Raw genomic sequence first — 15,501 nt, forward strand, 5'->3', positions numbered from 1 at the left:
CCCGGCCACCGCGGTGGCCGGGCCGGCAGCCGGCGCGGGAGCGACGGAGGTGGTCAAGGAGAGCTCCAGGCAGGGGTACGTTGCAATGCCCGCTATTCCTATCGCATATATGGGCTTAGTCGCAATAGGCTCCTATCCTGTGGTGTCATGACGTTCACCGAGGACGAGCTTGCCTATCTGCGTTCCCAGCCCCTGGCCCGGCTGGCCACCGTCGGCGCCGACGACCAGCCGGACGTCGCGCCGGTGAGCTTCGAGTTCGACGGCACCCACTTCTGGGTGGGCGGTTCGGGCGTCTCCGTGCTGCGCACCCGCAAGGTCCGCAACGTCACCGCCGGGCACCACCGGGTGGCCCTGGTGATCGACGACATGGTCTCGTTCGACCCGTTCATCGCCCGCGGCATCCGCGTCTACGGCGAGGCCACCGGCCCGGTCGAGCGGGCCGGCATCGTCGGTCCCGGCTTCTACCTGCGGATCACCCCGACGGTCTCGTGGAGCTGGAACATGGCCGGCGACCCGGTCGGCGACACCTGGTACCCGTCCCGGCGCGCCGAGCACCCCTGACTCAGAGCGGCTGCCCGCCGGTGCCGGTCCGCAGCGCGTGCAGGGCCCACCGGTTCACCGCGGCCAGCACCGCGAGCACCGCGCCGAGCAGCGGGTGACCGGTGACGATCAGAGCGACCGCGCCGCCGCCGAAGACCAGCCACTCCGGGATCAGCCGCTGCGGGTCGGGCAGCGGGTGGCTGGCCTTCGGCGCGACCCAGCGCCCCCAGACGATCGCGGCCAGCAGCGGCAGGGCGACCGCCGCGAGGATTCGCACCCCGATGGGCCCGGGCGTTCGCCAGCCGCCGTAGGCGAGCGCGGCCAGCGCGCAGAGCTCCAGCACGAACCGCAGCCCCAGATTGATCACTTTCATGATGATCGGTCTAGCAGACGGTGGGGCTGACCGTCACTCCGGTTCGTCGCCGCTGTGGCGGTGGCTCGGGTCGCTCTGGCGGCCGGCCACCTCGACCAGATGATGCCGGCAGGACTGGGCGGCCGGGCTGAGCGGCCGGTCCCGGCTGTGCATCACCCCGATCGGCGGGTGCACCGGGGTCGGATGCAGGTGCCGGACCGCCACGGCCGGGCCGTGCGCGCCCTCCGCCACCGCCCGGGACAGCAGCCCGACGCCCAGCCCGGCCGCCACCAGCTCGCGGATCCCGGCCACGGTGGCCGACTCGAACTCCACCCGCGGCGTGAAGCCGGCCGAGCGGGCCGCGTCGTCGAGGATCCACCGCAGTCCGTTGCCCGCCGGCAGCGACACGAACGGCTCGTCGCGGGCCTCCCCCAGGGTGAGCCGCCCGGAGCGGGCCAGCGTGTGGCCGAGCGGCAGGGCCAGCAGCAGCTGCTCGTCGGTGAGCGGCAGCGCGTCGAAGCGGGCCGGCAGGGCGCCGTGCACCGGGCCGACCACCAGGTCCAGCTCGCCGGCGTCGACGGCGCCGAGCAGACCGGTGAGCAGCCCGGAGCGCAGCCGCAGCGCGATGCCCGGGAACCGGTCGCGGAAGCGGGCCAGCGCCTGCGGCAGGTCGTACGGCCCGAGGTGCGCGGTGGCGCCGATGCTGACCCGCCCGCTGACCACCGCGGTGATCTCGCTGATCTCGGTACGGGCCCCGTCCAGCTCAGCCAGGACCCGCCGGGCGCGGGCCACGAACAGCTCCCCGGCCGGGGTCAGCGCCACCTTGCGGGTGGTCCGGGCGAACAGCGCCAGCCCGAGTTCCGCCTCCAGGGCCCGGATCTGCGCGGACACCGCCGACTGGGCGACGTGCAGCCGCTCGGCGGCGCGGGTGAACCCGCCGTACCGGGCGACCGCCTCGACGTAGCTGAGCTGCCGTAACTCCACGCACCCAGGGTGGACCCGGCGATGGGTGGCGGTCCCGGCTACCGCGATCCGTCCGTCGATCTAGGGAACGTGGGCCGCAATCCGGGCGCAGCACCCTTGACGATGGCCACCACCGCGGCGATCAGCAGCGCCGGGACAGCGAGCCAGAGCCGGCCCGGCACCGCGTCGCGGACCAGCGCCACCCCCACGAGCAGCGCGCCGGCAAAGCAGGCGGCCGACCAGATCACGTAGACCCGGGGGCGGTAGCGGCGGACCGGGACGTTCTCAGCGACGATCCGCACGGTCTCCGGGTTGAGCCGGACCCACTCCTCAGCGACCTCGCAAGGCAGGTGCGGCACCCGCACCACCCGCCCGGCCTGGGTCACCGGGTACTGCTCCGGCAGCCACCGCCGCAGCGGGAACGACCAGGCGATCACCGCGATGATCGCCCCGAGCCGGGCCCATAGCCAGGTGTCCGAGGACAGCCCCAGGAAGGGCCCCTCGCCGACAAAGGTCGTCAGCATGATCAGCACGAACACCAACCGGATCGCCAGGTCGACCGGGAGCGCGCGCAGGTGCCGGCGGGCCCGCACCGCACCGGCCGGGTCGTAGGGGATCCGCATCGTCGGTCGCAGCTGAAACGCCCACGTGCCGTTGGGCATGTCCACCCACTCGACCCGCGGATCACCGGTGGTCACGGCGAGCGGCGGCACGCGCAGATCCGGTACCGATGCCACCGGCATGATCACGTCCACCCGCTCGTTCATGATCGACAAGGTAGAACATTTGGCGATCACGCTGAACCATCCGGGCGGACCATGCGTTCCCTTTCACGTGCAGCCGACAGACCTCGCCGACCCGCAGACCCCAGAAGACGCCCAGCCGGAGCCGGACCAGACGGTCCCGGAAGAGCAGCAGCAGCCGGGCCGGCTTCGCCGCCTGTTGAGCCACCCCCGGGTCTCGCTGGGCCTGACCGTCCTGGCCTGCGTGGTCGTCTTCGTCGCGCTGCTCTACCCGAACATCCTCAAGCGCCTCTCGCTCGGCGGGTTCGCCCGCATCCCGATCGAGGCGGCCCTCGGCATCGCGGTGCTGATCGTCCTCCCCCGCCGACCGCGCGTGATCATCGCCTCGATCGCCGGGGCCGCCCTCGGCTGGCTGGTCATCGAGAAGTCCCTGGACATGGGCTGGTTCGAGACCCTGGCCCGGCCGTTCGACCCGGTCCTGGACTGGGAGCTGTTCGACGACACCTACGGCTTCATCCGCGACTCGTACGGACAGGCCGCCGCCTACGGTGCCGCCGCCGGCGCGCTGCTCGGCGGCGCGCTGGTCATCGCCCTGGTCGTCTGGGCCGTCCTGCGGGTCACCGACCTGGTCGCCCGGCACCGCCGGATCTCCGCCTACACCGCGGGCGGGATCACCGTCGTCTGGGTGGCCGTGCTGCTGCTCGGCGTGCAGCTCGTCCCCCGGGTGCCGCTGGCCGCCCGCAGCACCGTCACCTACGCCTGGGACCGGGCCCACCAGGCCCGCGCGGGCTTCGCCGACGAGGCCCGGTTCGCCGAGGAGGTCGCCGCCGACCCGTTCAAGACCGCCACCGGCGACCAGCTGCTCACCGGCCTGCGCGGCAAGGACGTGATCTTCACCTTCGTGGAGAGTTACGGCCGCAACGCCCTGGAGTCGCCCGAGCTGGCCCCGGGCGTCAACGCCGTGCTCGACGAGCAGTCCGCCGCCCTGCAGCAGGCCGGGTTCGCCGCGCGCAGCGGCTGGCTCACCTCCCCCACCTTCGGCGGCAACAGCTGGCTGGCCCACTCGACCCTGCTCTCCGGCCTGTGGATCAACAACCAGAGCCGGTACCGCAACCTCACCGCCAGCGACCGGCTCACCCTGACCAGCTCGTTCAAGCGCTCCGGCTGGGACACCGTCAGCGTCATGCCGGGCGCCACCCGCGCCTTCCCGGAGGGCACCTTCTACGGCTACAACCGGATCTGGGACTCGCGCAACCTCGGCTACCAGGGCCCCAAGTTCAGCTGGGCGCAGATGCCCGACCAGTTCACGCTGAAGAAGTTCACCGAGCTGGAGTACGCCAAGCCGAACCGGCAGCCGCTGATGGTGGAGATGCCGCTGATCTCCAGCCACACCCCGTGGACGCCGATCCCGACGTTCCTGGACTGGGAGAAGGTCGGTGACGGCTCGGTCTACCACCAGGACGTCGCGAACGCGCCGAAGAAGAAGGATGTCTGGGGCAGCTCGAAGAAGGTCCGCACCCAGTACGGCAAGTCCGTCCAGTACACGCTGACCACGCTGCTCGACTGGGCGCGCAAGTACGGCGACGAGAACCTGGTGCTGGTCTTCCTCGGCGACCACCAGCCGTCCAAGGTGGTCGTCGGCGAGGACGCCGGCCACGACGTGCCGATCACCATCGTGGCCCGCGACCCGGCCGTCCTCGACAGGATCAGCTCGTGGAACTGGACCGAGGGCTTCAAGCCGGCGACCGACGCGCCGGTCTGGCCGATGAACGCCTTCCGCGACCGCTTCCTCACCGCGTACGGCTCGGCCACCCACTGACCCGGTGTGCGGCGCCCGGCCCGGTCAATCCGGCGCCGCACACCGGCCCACCGGCTGACTCCCAGAGCTGTCCCGGGCGCCCGCGAACAGCCCTGAGCGTCAGCCGGGTCACCGGGGCGTGCGCAGGACCGGGCGCAGCGCCTCGAGCACGTCCGGGTTCTCGATCGTCGACGGCACCGGCTCGTCCCGGCCGTCGGCGATGCCCCGCATCGTGCCCCGCAGGATCTTGCCCGAGCGGGTCTTCGGCAGGGCGGCCACCACGTCCACCCGGCGCAGCGCGGCCACCGGGCCGATCCGGTCACGCACCCGGGCCACCAGCTCGGCCTCCAGCTGCTCCGGTTCCGCGTCCACGCCGCCCTTGACCACCACGAACCCGCGCGGCACCTGACCCTTGAGCAGGTCACCGACGCCGATCACGGCGCACTCGGCGACCGCCGGATGCCCGGCCAGGACCTCCTCCATGGCGCCCGTGGAGAGCCGGTGACCGGCCACGTTGATCACGTCGTCGGTACGCCCCAGCACGTAGAGGTAGCCGTCGGCGTCGAACATCCCGCCGTCGCCGGTCAGGTAGTTGCCCTGGAAGGTGCCGAGGTAGGAGCGCACGTACCGCTCGTCGTCGTGCCAGAGCGTCGGCAGACAGCCCGGCGGCAGCGGCAGCCCGATCACGATCGCCCCCTCCTGGCCGGCCGGCACGTCGGCCCCGGACTCGTCGACGATCCGCACCCGGTAACCGGGCATCGGCACCGACGGTGAGCCCGGCCGGGTCGGCAGCTCCTCCAGGCCGCGCGGGCTCGCCGCGATCGGCCAGCCGGTCTCGGTCTGCCACCAGTTGTCGATCACCGGACGGTCCAGCACGTCGCCGGCCCACGCGTACGTCGGCGGGTCGAGCCGCTCGCCGGCCAGGAAGAGCGTGCGCAGGCCGCGCAGATCGCGCGCGGCCGCGAGCTTGCCGTCCGGGTCCTCCTTGCGGATCGCCCGGATCGCGGTCGGCGCGGTGAACATCACCGCGACCCGGTGCTGCTCCACGACCCGCCAGAACGCGCCCGCGTCGGGGGTGCCGACCGGCTTGCCCTCGTAGAGGATCGTGGTGGCGCCGGCGAGCAGCGGTCCGTACACGATGTACGAGTGCCCGACCACCCAGCCCACATCGGACGCCGCCCAGAACACCTCGCCCGGGCGTACCCCGAAGATGTTCTCCATCGACCAGCGCAACGCGACCGCGTGGCCGCCGTTGTCGCGGACCACGCCCTTGGGCCGGCCGGTCGTCCCGGACGTGTAGAGGATGTAGAGCGGGTCGGTGGCCCGCACCGGCACGCAGAGGGCCGGGTGCGCGCCGGCGATCGCCTCCGCCCAGTCGAGATCGCCGTCGGCGAGCACCGCCGGTGACTCCGGGCGCTGCAGGATCACCCGGTGCTCCGGCCGGTGCGCCGACTCGGCCAGCGCCGCGTCGAGCATCGGCTGGTAGGGCACCACCCGCCCGGCCTCGATCCCGCACGAGGACGCCACGATCACCTTCGGACGGGCGTCGTCGATGCGCGCGGCCAGCTCGCGGGCGCCGAAACCACCGAAGACCACCGAGTGCACGGCGCCGAGCCGGGCGCAGGCCAGCATCGCGACGACCGCCTCCGGCACCATCGCCATGTAGATCACCACACGGTCGCCCGGCGTCACCCCGAGCCGGCGCAGAGCGCCGGCGAAGATCGCGACTTCGTCGCGCAGTTCCCGGTACGAGTACGAGCGCACCGCCCCGGTCACCGGACTGTCGTAGATCAGCGCGGGCTGGTCCCCGCGCCCCGCGTCGACGTGCCGGTCCAGCGCGTTGTGGCAGGTGTTCAGCTCGGCGTCGGGAAACCAGCGGAACAGTGGCGCCTCGCTGTCGTCGAGGATCCGCTCCGGGTCCCGGTGCCAGTCGACGGCGGTGGCGGCCTCGCGCCAGAAGCCGTCCGGGTCGGTGATGCTGCGGTGGTACGCCTCCCGATATGCACCCATGATCTGACGCTGCCGGTCGGCGCGCCGTTTGTCCACGGTCCCCCGGCACACCCGCTAGGGCATCCTAGGAGGCTAGGCTCAAGCGGGGACCGGAGAGTCCGCATCGCGGACGCTCCGGTCCGTCAGCGAGCCTGCGGGAACACTCGGTCCACCATGGTCAGCAACGTCGTGGTCAGCAGGATGTGCACCTGGTCGCGGGTGAGGGCGCCGCGCTGCAGCCACTCCCGCCCGGTGTGGATGGCCAGGCCGACGTAGGACCGGGCCATCCCGCGCAGCGCCTCCGTCGGCTGCTCCCCCAGGCCGAACGCGGAGAGCACACCGTCCGCGGCCACATCGACCGCCTCAGCGATCACGGCGTCCACATCAGCATCACCGGCCATCCCGCCGGCCGAGGTGGCGGCGAGCCACGTGGTGCCGTGCCGGGAAAGGACGTCGAGGAACCAGTTCACGATGGCTTCGGCCCGTTCGGCCGGTTCGCCCGCCGAAAGGCTCTCCACGGCCACCGCCGGCACGGTGAGCATCACCCGGACGACTTCGAGGTAAAGGTCCTTCTTCGTCCTGAAATAGTGGTTCACCAGCCCGCGCGCCACTCCGGCTATTCGCGCCACATCGGTGGTGGACACCTCCGCGTACGGTTTCTCCCCGAACAGGCGGATCGCCACCGAGAGGATCTGCTCGCGCCGGGCGTCCGGTTCCAGCCGGCGGCGCCGGGCCGCCTCGACATGCACCACTCCGTGACCTTACGTCAGGTCGATTCATCGGCTTCCGCGATCGGGGGTGCGTCGATGCGTTGATCGGATCAAACGATGAATGGCGAGAATTCATATCGCGCTTATTGACACATCGCCAATAGTGTTCGAGGGTGTGTCGATGCCAACGCCTGGACTGGACGGCTACGCCGAGCCGTGGCGCAAGCCGGAACACGACGACCTGGCCGAGCTGGCCCGCGCCTTCTTCACCAAAGAGGTGCTGCCGCACGCCGGCCGCCTGGAGAAACAGGGCCACCCCGACCGCGAGCACTACCGCCGGGCCGGCGAGCTCGGCCTGCTCGGCCTCTCCGTCCCGGAGCAGTACGGCGGCGGGGGCGGCGACTTCACCCACGAGGCCGTGCTGCTGCACGAGCAGACGCTGGCCGGCGAGGGCAGCCTCGGCCTGGCCGTGCACAGCGGCATCGTCACCGGCTACCTGGTCGCCTACGGCACCGAGGAGCAGAAGCAGCGCTGGCTGCCGGGACTGACCAGTGGCGAGCTGATCGGCGCGATCGGGATGACCGAGCCGGACGGCGGCTCCGACGTCCAGGCGATCCGCACCCGGGCCGTGCGCGACGGCGAAGACTACCTGGTGACCGGCGCGAAGACGTTCATCACGAACGGTGGACTCGCCGACCTGATCATCCTGGCGGTGAAGACCGATCAGTCCGCCAAGGCGCACGGCATCTCGCTGCTGGTCTGCGAGGTCGGCGGCGACCCGGCCGGGTTCCGCCGCGGCCGCAACCTGGAGAAGATCGGCCTGCACTCCAACGACACGGCCGAGCTGTTCTTCGACGACTTCCGGGTGCCGGCCGCCAACCTGCTGGGCACCGAGAACGCCGGATTCATCCAGATGATGCAGCAGCTGCCGCAGGAGCGGCTGGTCATCGGCGTCGGCGCGGTCGCTGCCATGCAGCGCGCGGTCGAGCTGGCCACGGCGTACGCCAAGGAGCGCACCGCCTTCGGCAAGGCCCTGCTGGGGCACCAGAACACCCGGATGGTGCTCGCCGACTGCGCCACCCGGACCCGGGTGTCCCGGATCTTCCTGGACGACTGCATCAGCCGGCACGCCCGTGGTGAGCTGGACGTGGCGACCGCCGCGATGGCCAAGCTGTATCTCACCGAGGGGCAGTGCGAGGTGGTCGACCGCTGCCTGCAGATCTTCGGCGGCTACGGCTACACCACCGAGTACCCGATCGCCACGATGTACGCGGACGCCCGGGTCCAGAAGATCTACGGCGGCACGAACGAGATCATGAAGGAGCTGATCGCGCGTGTCCTCTGAGGGTCGCCCGCCGCTCGCCGGCGTCAGGGTGGTCGAACTGGCCGGCCTCGCACCCGGACCGTTCGGTTGCATGGTCCTCGCCGACCTCGGCGCCGACGTGGTGCTGGTGGACCGGCCCAGCGGCACCGGACCACTCGTTCCGCAGGCCGGGCCGTTGCAGCGCTCCCGCCGTACCGTTGCTCTGGATCTGAAATCGGAGGCCGGCATCGCCGGGCTGCTGAGCCTGATCGAGCAGGCCGACGTGCTGGTGGAGGGCTATCGCCCGGGGGTGGCCGAGCGGCTCGGCTTCGGCCCGGCGGCGTGCGAGAAGATCAACCCCCGGCTGGTGTACGCGCGGATGACCGGCTGGGGGCAGGACGGCCCGCTCGCGCCCGCCGCCGGCCACGACATCGACTACCTGGCGATCGCCGGCGCCCTGGAGCCGCTCGGCCGGCCCGGCGAGAACCCGCACGCGCCGATCAACCTGCTCGCCGACTTCGCCGGGGGCGGGATGCTGATGGCCGTCGGGGTGCTCGCGGCGCTGCTGGAACGCGAACGCTCCGGCCGCGGCCAGGTGGTGGACGCGGCGATGGTGGACGGCTCGGCGCTGCTCACCACGTTCCTGCACGGGATGATCGCGGGCGGGATGTGGCGTGGCGGCCGGGGCGAGAACCTGCTCGACGGTGGGGCGCCGTTCTACGACACCTACCGGGCGTCGGACGGCGGCCATCTGGCGGTCGGCGCGCTGGAGCCGCAGTTCTACGCGGCGCTGCTGCGCGGGCTGGGGCTCGACGGCGACGAGAGCCTGCCGCACCAGATGGACCGGTCCGGGTGGCCGGCGCTGCGCCGGATCTTCGCGGAGCGGTTCGCGTCCCGGACCCGCGACGAGTGGGCCGCGGTGTTCGACGGGGTGGACGCATGCGTGAGCCCGGTGCTGTCGCCGGGTGAGGCGCCGGATCACCCGCACAACCGGGCGCGGGGGACGTTCGTCGAGGTGGGCGGGGTGGTGCAGCCGGCGCCGGCGCCGCGCTTCGACCGCACGCCGGCGGGCGCGCCGACGCCCCCGCGCGCGACCACCGTCCCCGAGGTCCTGGACTCCTGGAAGCAGACCGGCTGACGCCCAGAGTCGCCTTCCGTGCCCGCACACAGCACCCGGCGTCAGCCGGATCTTCCGGCTGACGCCCAGGGTCGCCCAACGAGCCCGCACACAGCACCCGGGGACAGCCGCGGCAGGGTCAGGCGGCTCGGCGGCTGCGCTTATCGCGGTACATGGCGGCGTCGGCCTCGGCGCTCAGCGCGTCCAGGCCGGCGTCGCCACCGGCCGGGCGGATCGCCACCCCCGCGCTGACGCCGACGGTGACCTCCCGGCCGTCGCCGAGGTCGACCGGGCGGCGGACCGCGTCGCGGATCCGGACCACGGCGCGGGCGACCTCCGCGGTGCCGGCGTCCGGGAGCAGCACCAGGAACTCGTCGCCGCCGAGCCGCCCGGCCAGCCCCTCCGCGCCGAGCACGCCGGTCAGCCGCGCCCCCACCTCGTGCAGCAGCCGGTCACCGGCCGCGTGCCCGTAGGTGTCGTTGACCTGCTTGAAGCCGTTCAGGTCGAGCAGCAGCACGGCCAGCGGCCGGCCGGCGGCCCGTTCGGCGTACGCGGCCAGTTGCGCGCGGTTGGGCAGCCCGGTGAGCCCGTCATGGGTTGCCTGGTGCTGCAGCGCCTGCCGGGTCTCGTGCAGCGTCCTCAGCTGCCGGTCGAAGGCCGAGGCCTGGGCCCCGGCGATGACCGCGGTCATCGCGTTGATCCCGACCACGAACGGCAGGTCGATCGAGGCCGGCACGAACAGCGCGAACGCCACCGAGGTCACGGCGAAGACCAGCAACGCGCCGGTCAGCCGCAGCCGCAGGGCAGCGATCGTGATCGCCAGCCCGAGCAGCGGCCAGGTGCTCTGCGGGAACTCGCGCTCGGAGACGATCACGAAGGCCAGGATGGTGGCGGTGTCGAGAACCACCTGCGCAGTGCTGAACCGGGAGTACCACCACGCCCCCGGACGCCGGCGGGCCAGGAAACCCAGCACGTTCGCCACGGCCATCAGACCGAAACCGGCCCAGCAGGCCAGCAGCATCGCGTCGCTCAGCACGCTCGGCCCGAAGCCGGCGCCGCCGCCGGCATAGATCGCCGAGAAGGCGATCCCGATCGTACGGGAGACCAGCTGGGCGCTCTCGATCGTGCGCCGCCGGGACAGCTGCGAGTCGTCGGCCGGCGGCTCGTCCCGGGTGCCGGTCAGCGTGCGCATGAGCCCACCATCGGCATCCCGGGGCCATCCTTGAGCCGGTCAGGCGACCAGTGTCCGGCCGCGCTTGTCGCGGTACATCGCGGCGTCCGCCTCGGCGGTCAGCGCGTCCAGCCCGGCGGTGCCGCCGGCCGGCCGGTGCGCCCGGCCCACGCTCACGCCGACGGTGACCTCGTGTCCGCCGCCGACCACCACCGGCCGGGCCACGGCCTCGCGGATCCGCTCGACGACCGGCGCGATCGCCTCCGGTTCGGCGTCCGGGAGCAGCACCAGGAACTCGTCGCCGCCGAGCCGTCCGGCCAGCCCCTGATCGTCGAGCGCGCCGGTCAGGCGACCACCGATCTCGTGCAGCAGCCGGTCCCCGGCCGCGTGCCCGTACGTGTCGTTGACCTGTTTGAAGCCGTTCAGGTCGAGCAGCAGCACGGCGAGCGGGCGGCCGGCGAACCGCTCGGCGTACCCGTCGAGCTGCGCCCGGTTGGGCAGCCCGGTCAGCGGGTCGTGGGTGGCCTGGTGCTGCAGTGCCCGCCGGGTCTGGTTCAGGGTGGCGAACTGGCGGGCGAACGCCAGCGACTGGAAGCCGGTGACCAGGGCGATCAGCAGGTTGATCAGTCCGGCGAACAGGACGTCGCGCACGGTCGACGAGCCCGCCGCGCCGGGCACCATCGCGGCGAACGCGGCCGTGGTGGTCGCCCACGCCAGCAGCGCGCCGGCCAGCTGGTGCCGGACCGCGGCGACCACGACCGGCACTGCCAGGATCGGCCAGGACAGGTCGCCGCTGAAATGCTCGGAGTAGCCGACGAGGCCGGAGATCACCAGGGTGTCGAGGGTGACCTGGACGGCGCTCTGCCGCCCGTAGTGGCGCGACGCCGGGCGCAGCAGCCCGTACGTCGCGAGCGCGTTGGCCACGAGCATCGCGGCGATCCCGACGTAACAGACGGCCCGCAGTGCCGGCGGAGCCGTTTCGAAGCCGGTGGCGCCGACCCCTGTCACGAACAGGATCGTGGCGATCATGCCGAGGCCGCGGCTGAGCAGCGCGCTCTTCTCCATCGTCCGGCGACGGGTCAGCAACGTGTCGTCGACGGACTCCTCGCCGCTCCGGGTCAGCCACCGCATACGGGTCCCATCGGCATCCCGGGGCCGACCATGAGCAAAGGGCCGGCCACCTGACGGTGGCCGGCCCCGGCATGCTCGATGATCGGTCAGAACTTGAACGCGGCGACCAGGCCGCGCAGCTCCTCAGCGGTACGCGAGACCTCGGTGCTCGCCTCCCGGGTCTGGTTGACCCCGCCGACCGTGGCCGCGCTGGCCTCCGAGACGTCGGTGATGTTCGCGGCGATCCGGCTGGAACCGGCCGCCACCTCAGCGATGCTGCGGCTCATCTCACCGGTGGTGGCGGTCTGCTCCTCCACCGCCGAGGCGATCGTGGTCTGGAAGTCGTTGATCTGCGCGATGACCTCGGAGATGCGGTTGATGACCTCGACCGCGCCGCCGGTGTCCTGCTGGATGGCGTTGACCCGGGCGCCGATGTCCTCGGTGGCGCGGGCGGTCTCCTGGGCCAGGTCCTTGACCTCGCTGGCGACGACCGCGAAGCCCTTGCCGGCGTCGCCGGCACGCGCGGCCTCGATGGTGGCGTTGAGGGCGAGCAGGTTGGTCTGCTCGGCGATGCTGGTGATCAGCTTGATCACGTTGCCGATCTCGGCGGACGACTCGCCGAGCTGACGGATGGTCTCGGTGGCGCGGGCGGCCTCGGAGACCGCGATCGAGGCGACCTGGGCGGCGTCGGCCGCGTTGCGGGAGATCTCCCGGATCGACAGGCCCATCTCCTCGGAGCCGGCGGCCACGGTCTGCACGTTGCGGGAGATCTCGTCGGCCTCGATCGAGGCGGAGCTGCTCTGCCGGTCGGTGTTGTCGACCGCGGCGGCGATCTCGCCGGAGACGGCGGCCAGCTCGGTCGAGGCGGCGGCCAGGCTGTCCGCGTCGTGGGCGATGGTCTGCATCGACTCGCGGAGCTTGTCGAGGGAGCGGTCCAGGCCGGCGGCCATCTGGCCGATCTCGTCGCGGCTGGTGATACCGCTGCGCACGGTCAGGTCGCCGCCGTCCAGCGCGTCGATCACCAGGCCCAGCTTGCGGATCGGGCCGAGGATCGAGCGCACCATCGGGACGGCGAGGCCGATCAGCAGCACCAGACCGGCCAGCGCGACGATGATCGCGGTGGTGCGGGTCGAGCTGACGGTGCTCGCCATCTCGGCCTTCTGCTCGGCGACCCGGGTCTCCACCTTCTCGGTGAGGGTGTCCAGCTCGTCGTCGGTCTTGTTGTTGCGCTCCGCGATCTCATCGGTTCGGTTGACCACCGACTTCGGGTTCGCCACGCCCTCGTCGACGAAGGCGAGGATGAAGTCGTTGAAGGCGTCGAAGTCCGGCCGGTAGCCGTTGAACTCGGCGGTGATGTCGGCCGGCAGGCCGGAGGTGACGACCAGGTTCGCGGCGTTGACCGCCGATTCCACGTCGTCCTTCACGTCACCGCTGACGTCGTGGCCGAGGGCGGCCCGGTACGCGTCCACCTTCAGCTCGCTCTGGCGGTTGTTCAGGTGGTTCAGCGCGGCGAGCCCGGCCTCCAGGCTGCGCATCTCCTCCGCCTGGTCGGCCAGCTTGGCCTGCCCCAACAGGGTGATCGTCGCCATCGCGCCGAGCGCGACGGCTCCGGTGGCCACGATGGCACTGAGCCGCTTGGCCGTACCGATGTTCTCTAGACCGCGCATCTGCCCTCCACGATTGTTCGACGTAGGCTCCATCGGCCTGGCCGTCGTTCATCTGAGGGCTGAACCTTTCAGCAACCATTACGTCCGCTTGCAGACGATCCGGATGCGGAAGATCGGGCGGGCGAGGGACTCCGCCGCCGCGCTGACGGGCTCCGCGCAGGCCGGGCGTCACGGACGGTGAAACTATTGGCGGCCGGGGCCCGGTCGCACGGACGACCGGGCGGCGCGTTCAGCGGTTCAGCTTGCTTCGCCAGTCGGCGGGGACGGCCCCGAGCGGGCCGGGCACCGGCTGCTCCTCGGGACGGCTGGTCGGCGGGGCCAGCTCCGGACCGCTGGCGGCCTGCTCGGAGGTGTAGTCCCAGTACCAGTCCTCGCCCGGCTCGAAGGACTGGATGATCGGGTGCCCGGTGCTGCGGAAGTGGGCGGTCGCGTGCTGCGACGGGGAGGTGTCGCAGCAGCCGATGTGCCCGCACTGGGCGCAGCGGCGCAGGTGGAACCACCAGCCGTCGGTCTCCAGGCACTCGGCGCAGCCGGGACCGGAGGGCGGGACGTCAGTTCGGATCGGGGCGTCGGCACTCATGATCGAAACCTATCAGCGGGCCTGGTCGTACTCCTGCTGCGCGGAACGGACGCGACCGATCTCACCCTCGACCAGCTCGATCAGCTCGACCAGCTTGGCGGCGACCCGCTCGCCCATCTCGGTCAGGCTGTACTCCACCCGGGGCGGGATGGTCGCCTGCACCTCGCGGCGGACCAGGCCGTCACGCTCGAGGGCCTGCAACGTCTGGGCCAGCATCTTCTCGCTCACCCCGTCGACGCGCCGGCGCAGCGCGTTGAACCGGTAGGCCCCCTCGTGCAGGGCGGCGAGCGCCAGCGTGCCCCAGCGGCCGGTCACGTCGGCCAGCACCGCGCGGGAGGCGCACTCGCGGGCGAAGACGCTGGGAATCAGGTCGTCGTCCGGCTCACTCATGCCGCCGACGATACCGCCGGAGACCGCGCTGAGTCTCGTGAGGGCGCTCACCGAAGGTTGGCGCTTTCGAAAAGTTAGTGCATTCTTCTGGCCAGTACCCGTTCGTCTCGAGGAGTTGCCATGACCATCGCCGTCACCGGAGCCACCGGACACCTGGGCCGTCTCGTCGTCGAGGCCCTGATCAGCCGGGGCGTCGCGCCGGGCGAGATCGTCGCGGCGGTCCGCGACACCGGCAAGGCCGCCCGCCTGGCCGCCCTCGGTGTCCAGGTCCGCGAGGCCGACTACGACCGGCCGGAGACGCTGGCGACCGCGTTCGCGGGCATCGACCGGCTGCTGCTGATCTCCGGCAACGAGGTGGGCAAGCGGGTGCCGCAGCACACCGCCGCGATCGAGGCGGCCCGCGCCGCCGGAGTCGGCTTCCTGGCCTACACCAGCATCCTGCGCGCGGACACCACGCGGGTCGGGCTCGCCCCCGAGCACCTCGCCACCGAGCAGGTCATCGCGGCCGCCGGCATTCCCTTCGCGTTGCTGCGCAACGGCTGGTACATCGAGAACTACACCGGCCAGTTCGGTACGGCGCTGAGCACCGGCGCGTTCCTGGGCAGCGCCCGTGACGGCCGGATCGCCGCGGCCACCCGCGCCGACTTCGCCGAGGCCGCCGCCGCGGTTCTGCTCTCCGCCGAGCCCGGGGTCTACGAGCTGGGCGGCGAGGCGTTCACGATGGCCGAGCTGGCCGCCGAGGTGGCCCGCCAGTCCGGCACCCCGGTCGAGTACCGCGACCTGCCGGTCGCCGAGTACCAGGCGGTCCTGGTCGGGGCCGGCCTGCCCGAGCAGTACGCGGGCCTGCTCGCGGACACCGACACCAAGATCGCCGAGGGCGAGCTGGACACCGACAGCGACGACCTGACCCGGCTGATCGGCCGCCCGGCGACCTCTCTCGCCGACGCCGTGGCCACCGCCCTCAAGAACTGAGCGGCGCCGCGTCGGTGACGTCGGCGAAGCGGCCACCCAGCACGGCGACGGCGGCGTCGGCGTCGACGCGCAGGGCGACGCCGCGCTCGCCGGCGC

At 72.2% G+C, this 15,501-nt stretch carries 15 protein-coding genes; 5 read left to right on the plus strand and 10 right to left on the minus strand.

Features of this window, described 5'->3' with window-relative positions; genetic code table 11:
* The first annotated feature begins 147 nt into the window (after positions 1-147).
* Positions 148-561, plus strand: a complete 414-nt coding sequence (locus AB0F81_RS45415; RefSeq protein WP_360209581.1) for a PPOX class F420-dependent oxidoreductase — start codon at positions 148-150, stop codon at positions 559-561.
* 1 nt (position 562) lies between these two features.
* On the opposite strand, the gene AB0F81_RS45420 is transcribed toward AB0F81_RS45415, so the two are convergent.
* The 3 genes from AB0F81_RS45420 to AB0F81_RS45430 are packed head-to-tail and all read right to left on the minus strand — an operon-like array spanning position 563 to position 2,622.
* A complete protein-coding gene (locus AB0F81_RS45420) occupies positions 563-913 on the minus strand; it encodes a YrdB family protein (protein ID WP_360209584.1) in 351 nt (116 codons plus the stop codon).
* 33 nt (positions 914-946) lie between these two features.
* A complete protein-coding gene (locus AB0F81_RS45425; protein WP_360209587.1) occupies positions 947-1,876 on the minus strand; it encodes a LysR family transcriptional regulator in 930 nt (309 codons plus the stop codon).
* 38 nt (positions 1,877-1,914) lie between these two features.
* Positions 1,915-2,622 (minus strand): hypothetical protein, encoded by a 708-nt coding sequence (locus AB0F81_RS45430; RefSeq protein ID WP_360209590.1) that lies wholly within the window; start codon positions 2,620-2,622, stop codon positions 1,915-1,917.
* A 67-nt stretch (positions 2,623-2,689) separates the two neighbouring features.
* Between AB0F81_RS45430 and AB0F81_RS45435 the strand changes: the two genes are divergently transcribed.
* Positions 2,690-4,417, plus strand: a complete 1,728-nt coding sequence (locus tag AB0F81_RS45435; protein ID WP_360209593.1) for a sulfatase-like hydrolase/transferase — start codon at positions 2,690-2,692, stop codon at positions 4,415-4,417.
* A gap of 108 nt (positions 4,418-4,525) precedes the next feature.
* Here AB0F81_RS45435 and AB0F81_RS45440 read toward each other — a convergent pair whose 3' ends face one another.
* Positions 4,526-6,406, minus strand: coding sequence for a propionyl-CoA synthetase (locus AB0F81_RS45440; protein WP_360209595.1), 1,881 nt, complete (start codon positions 6,404-6,406; stop codon positions 4,526-4,528).
* A 122-nt stretch (positions 6,407-6,528) separates the two neighbouring features.
* Positions 6,529-7,137 (minus strand): TetR/AcrR family transcriptional regulator, encoded by a 609-nt coding sequence (locus AB0F81_RS45445; protein WP_360209598.1) that lies wholly within the window; start codon positions 7,135-7,137, stop codon positions 6,529-6,531.
* Positions 7,138-7,276: 139 nt separating this feature from the next.
* Between AB0F81_RS45445 and AB0F81_RS45450 the strand changes: the two genes are divergently transcribed.
* Both AB0F81_RS45450 and AB0F81_RS45455 read left to right on the plus strand, forming a co-directional pair.
* Positions 7,277-8,440, plus strand: coding sequence for an acyl-CoA dehydrogenase family protein (locus AB0F81_RS45450; protein ID WP_360209600.1), 1,164 nt, complete (start codon positions 7,277-7,279; stop codon positions 8,438-8,440).
* Positions 8,430-9,536: a CaiB/BaiF CoA-transferase family protein gene (locus AB0F81_RS45455; protein WP_360209603.1), complete on the plus strand. Its 1,107-nt coding sequence runs from the start codon at positions 8,430-8,432 to the stop codon at positions 9,534-9,536. Before AB0F81_RS45450 ends, AB0F81_RS45455 begins: the two co-directional genes overlap by 11 nt.
* A 118-nt stretch (positions 9,537-9,654) precedes the next feature.
* On the opposite strand, the gene AB0F81_RS45460 is transcribed toward AB0F81_RS45455, so the two are convergent.
* From AB0F81_RS45460 to AB0F81_RS45480, 5 genes are all read right to left on the minus strand, one after another.
* Positions 9,655-10,707 carry a GGDEF domain-containing protein gene (locus AB0F81_RS45460; RefSeq protein ID WP_360209606.1) on the minus strand — a complete coding sequence of 351 codons (1,053 nt, stop codon included), beginning with the start codon at positions 10,705-10,707 and terminating at the stop codon, positions 9,655-9,657.
* Between the two features lie 39 nt (positions 10,708-10,746).
* On the minus strand, positions 10,747-11,817 hold the full coding sequence (locus AB0F81_RS45465; RefSeq protein ID WP_360209609.1) for a GGDEF domain-containing protein: 1,071 nt from the start codon (positions 11,815-11,817) through the stop codon (positions 10,747-10,749).
* A gap of 86 nt (positions 11,818-11,903) precedes the next feature.
* On the minus strand, positions 11,904-13,463 hold the full coding sequence (locus AB0F81_RS45470; protein ID WP_360209612.1) for a methyl-accepting chemotaxis protein: 1,560 nt from the start codon (positions 13,461-13,463) through the stop codon (positions 11,904-11,906).
* Between the two features lie 229 nt (positions 13,464-13,692).
* Entirely contained in the window at positions 13,693-14,043 is a 351-nt protein-coding gene (locus tag AB0F81_RS45475) for a UBP-type zinc finger domain-containing protein (RefSeq protein ID WP_360209615.1), read from the minus strand.
* Positions 14,044-14,055: 12 nt separating this feature from the next.
* Positions 14,056-14,433: a helix-turn-helix domain-containing protein gene (locus tag AB0F81_RS45480; RefSeq protein WP_360209618.1), complete on the minus strand. Its 378-nt coding sequence runs from the start codon at positions 14,431-14,433 to the stop codon at positions 14,056-14,058.
* Between the two features lie 120 nt (positions 14,434-14,553).
* Between AB0F81_RS45480 and AB0F81_RS45485 the strand changes: the two genes are divergently transcribed.
* Positions 14,554-15,405, plus strand: coding sequence for an SDR family oxidoreductase (locus AB0F81_RS45485; protein WP_360209620.1), 852 nt, complete (start codon positions 14,554-14,556; stop codon positions 15,403-15,405).
* Positions 15,406-15,501 lie beyond the last annotated feature (96 nt).

It is taken from the genome of Actinoplanes sp. NPDC024001, assembly GCF_040638955.1.
GTDB lineage: Bacteria > Actinomycetota > Actinomycetes > Mycobacteriales > Micromonosporaceae > Actinoplanes.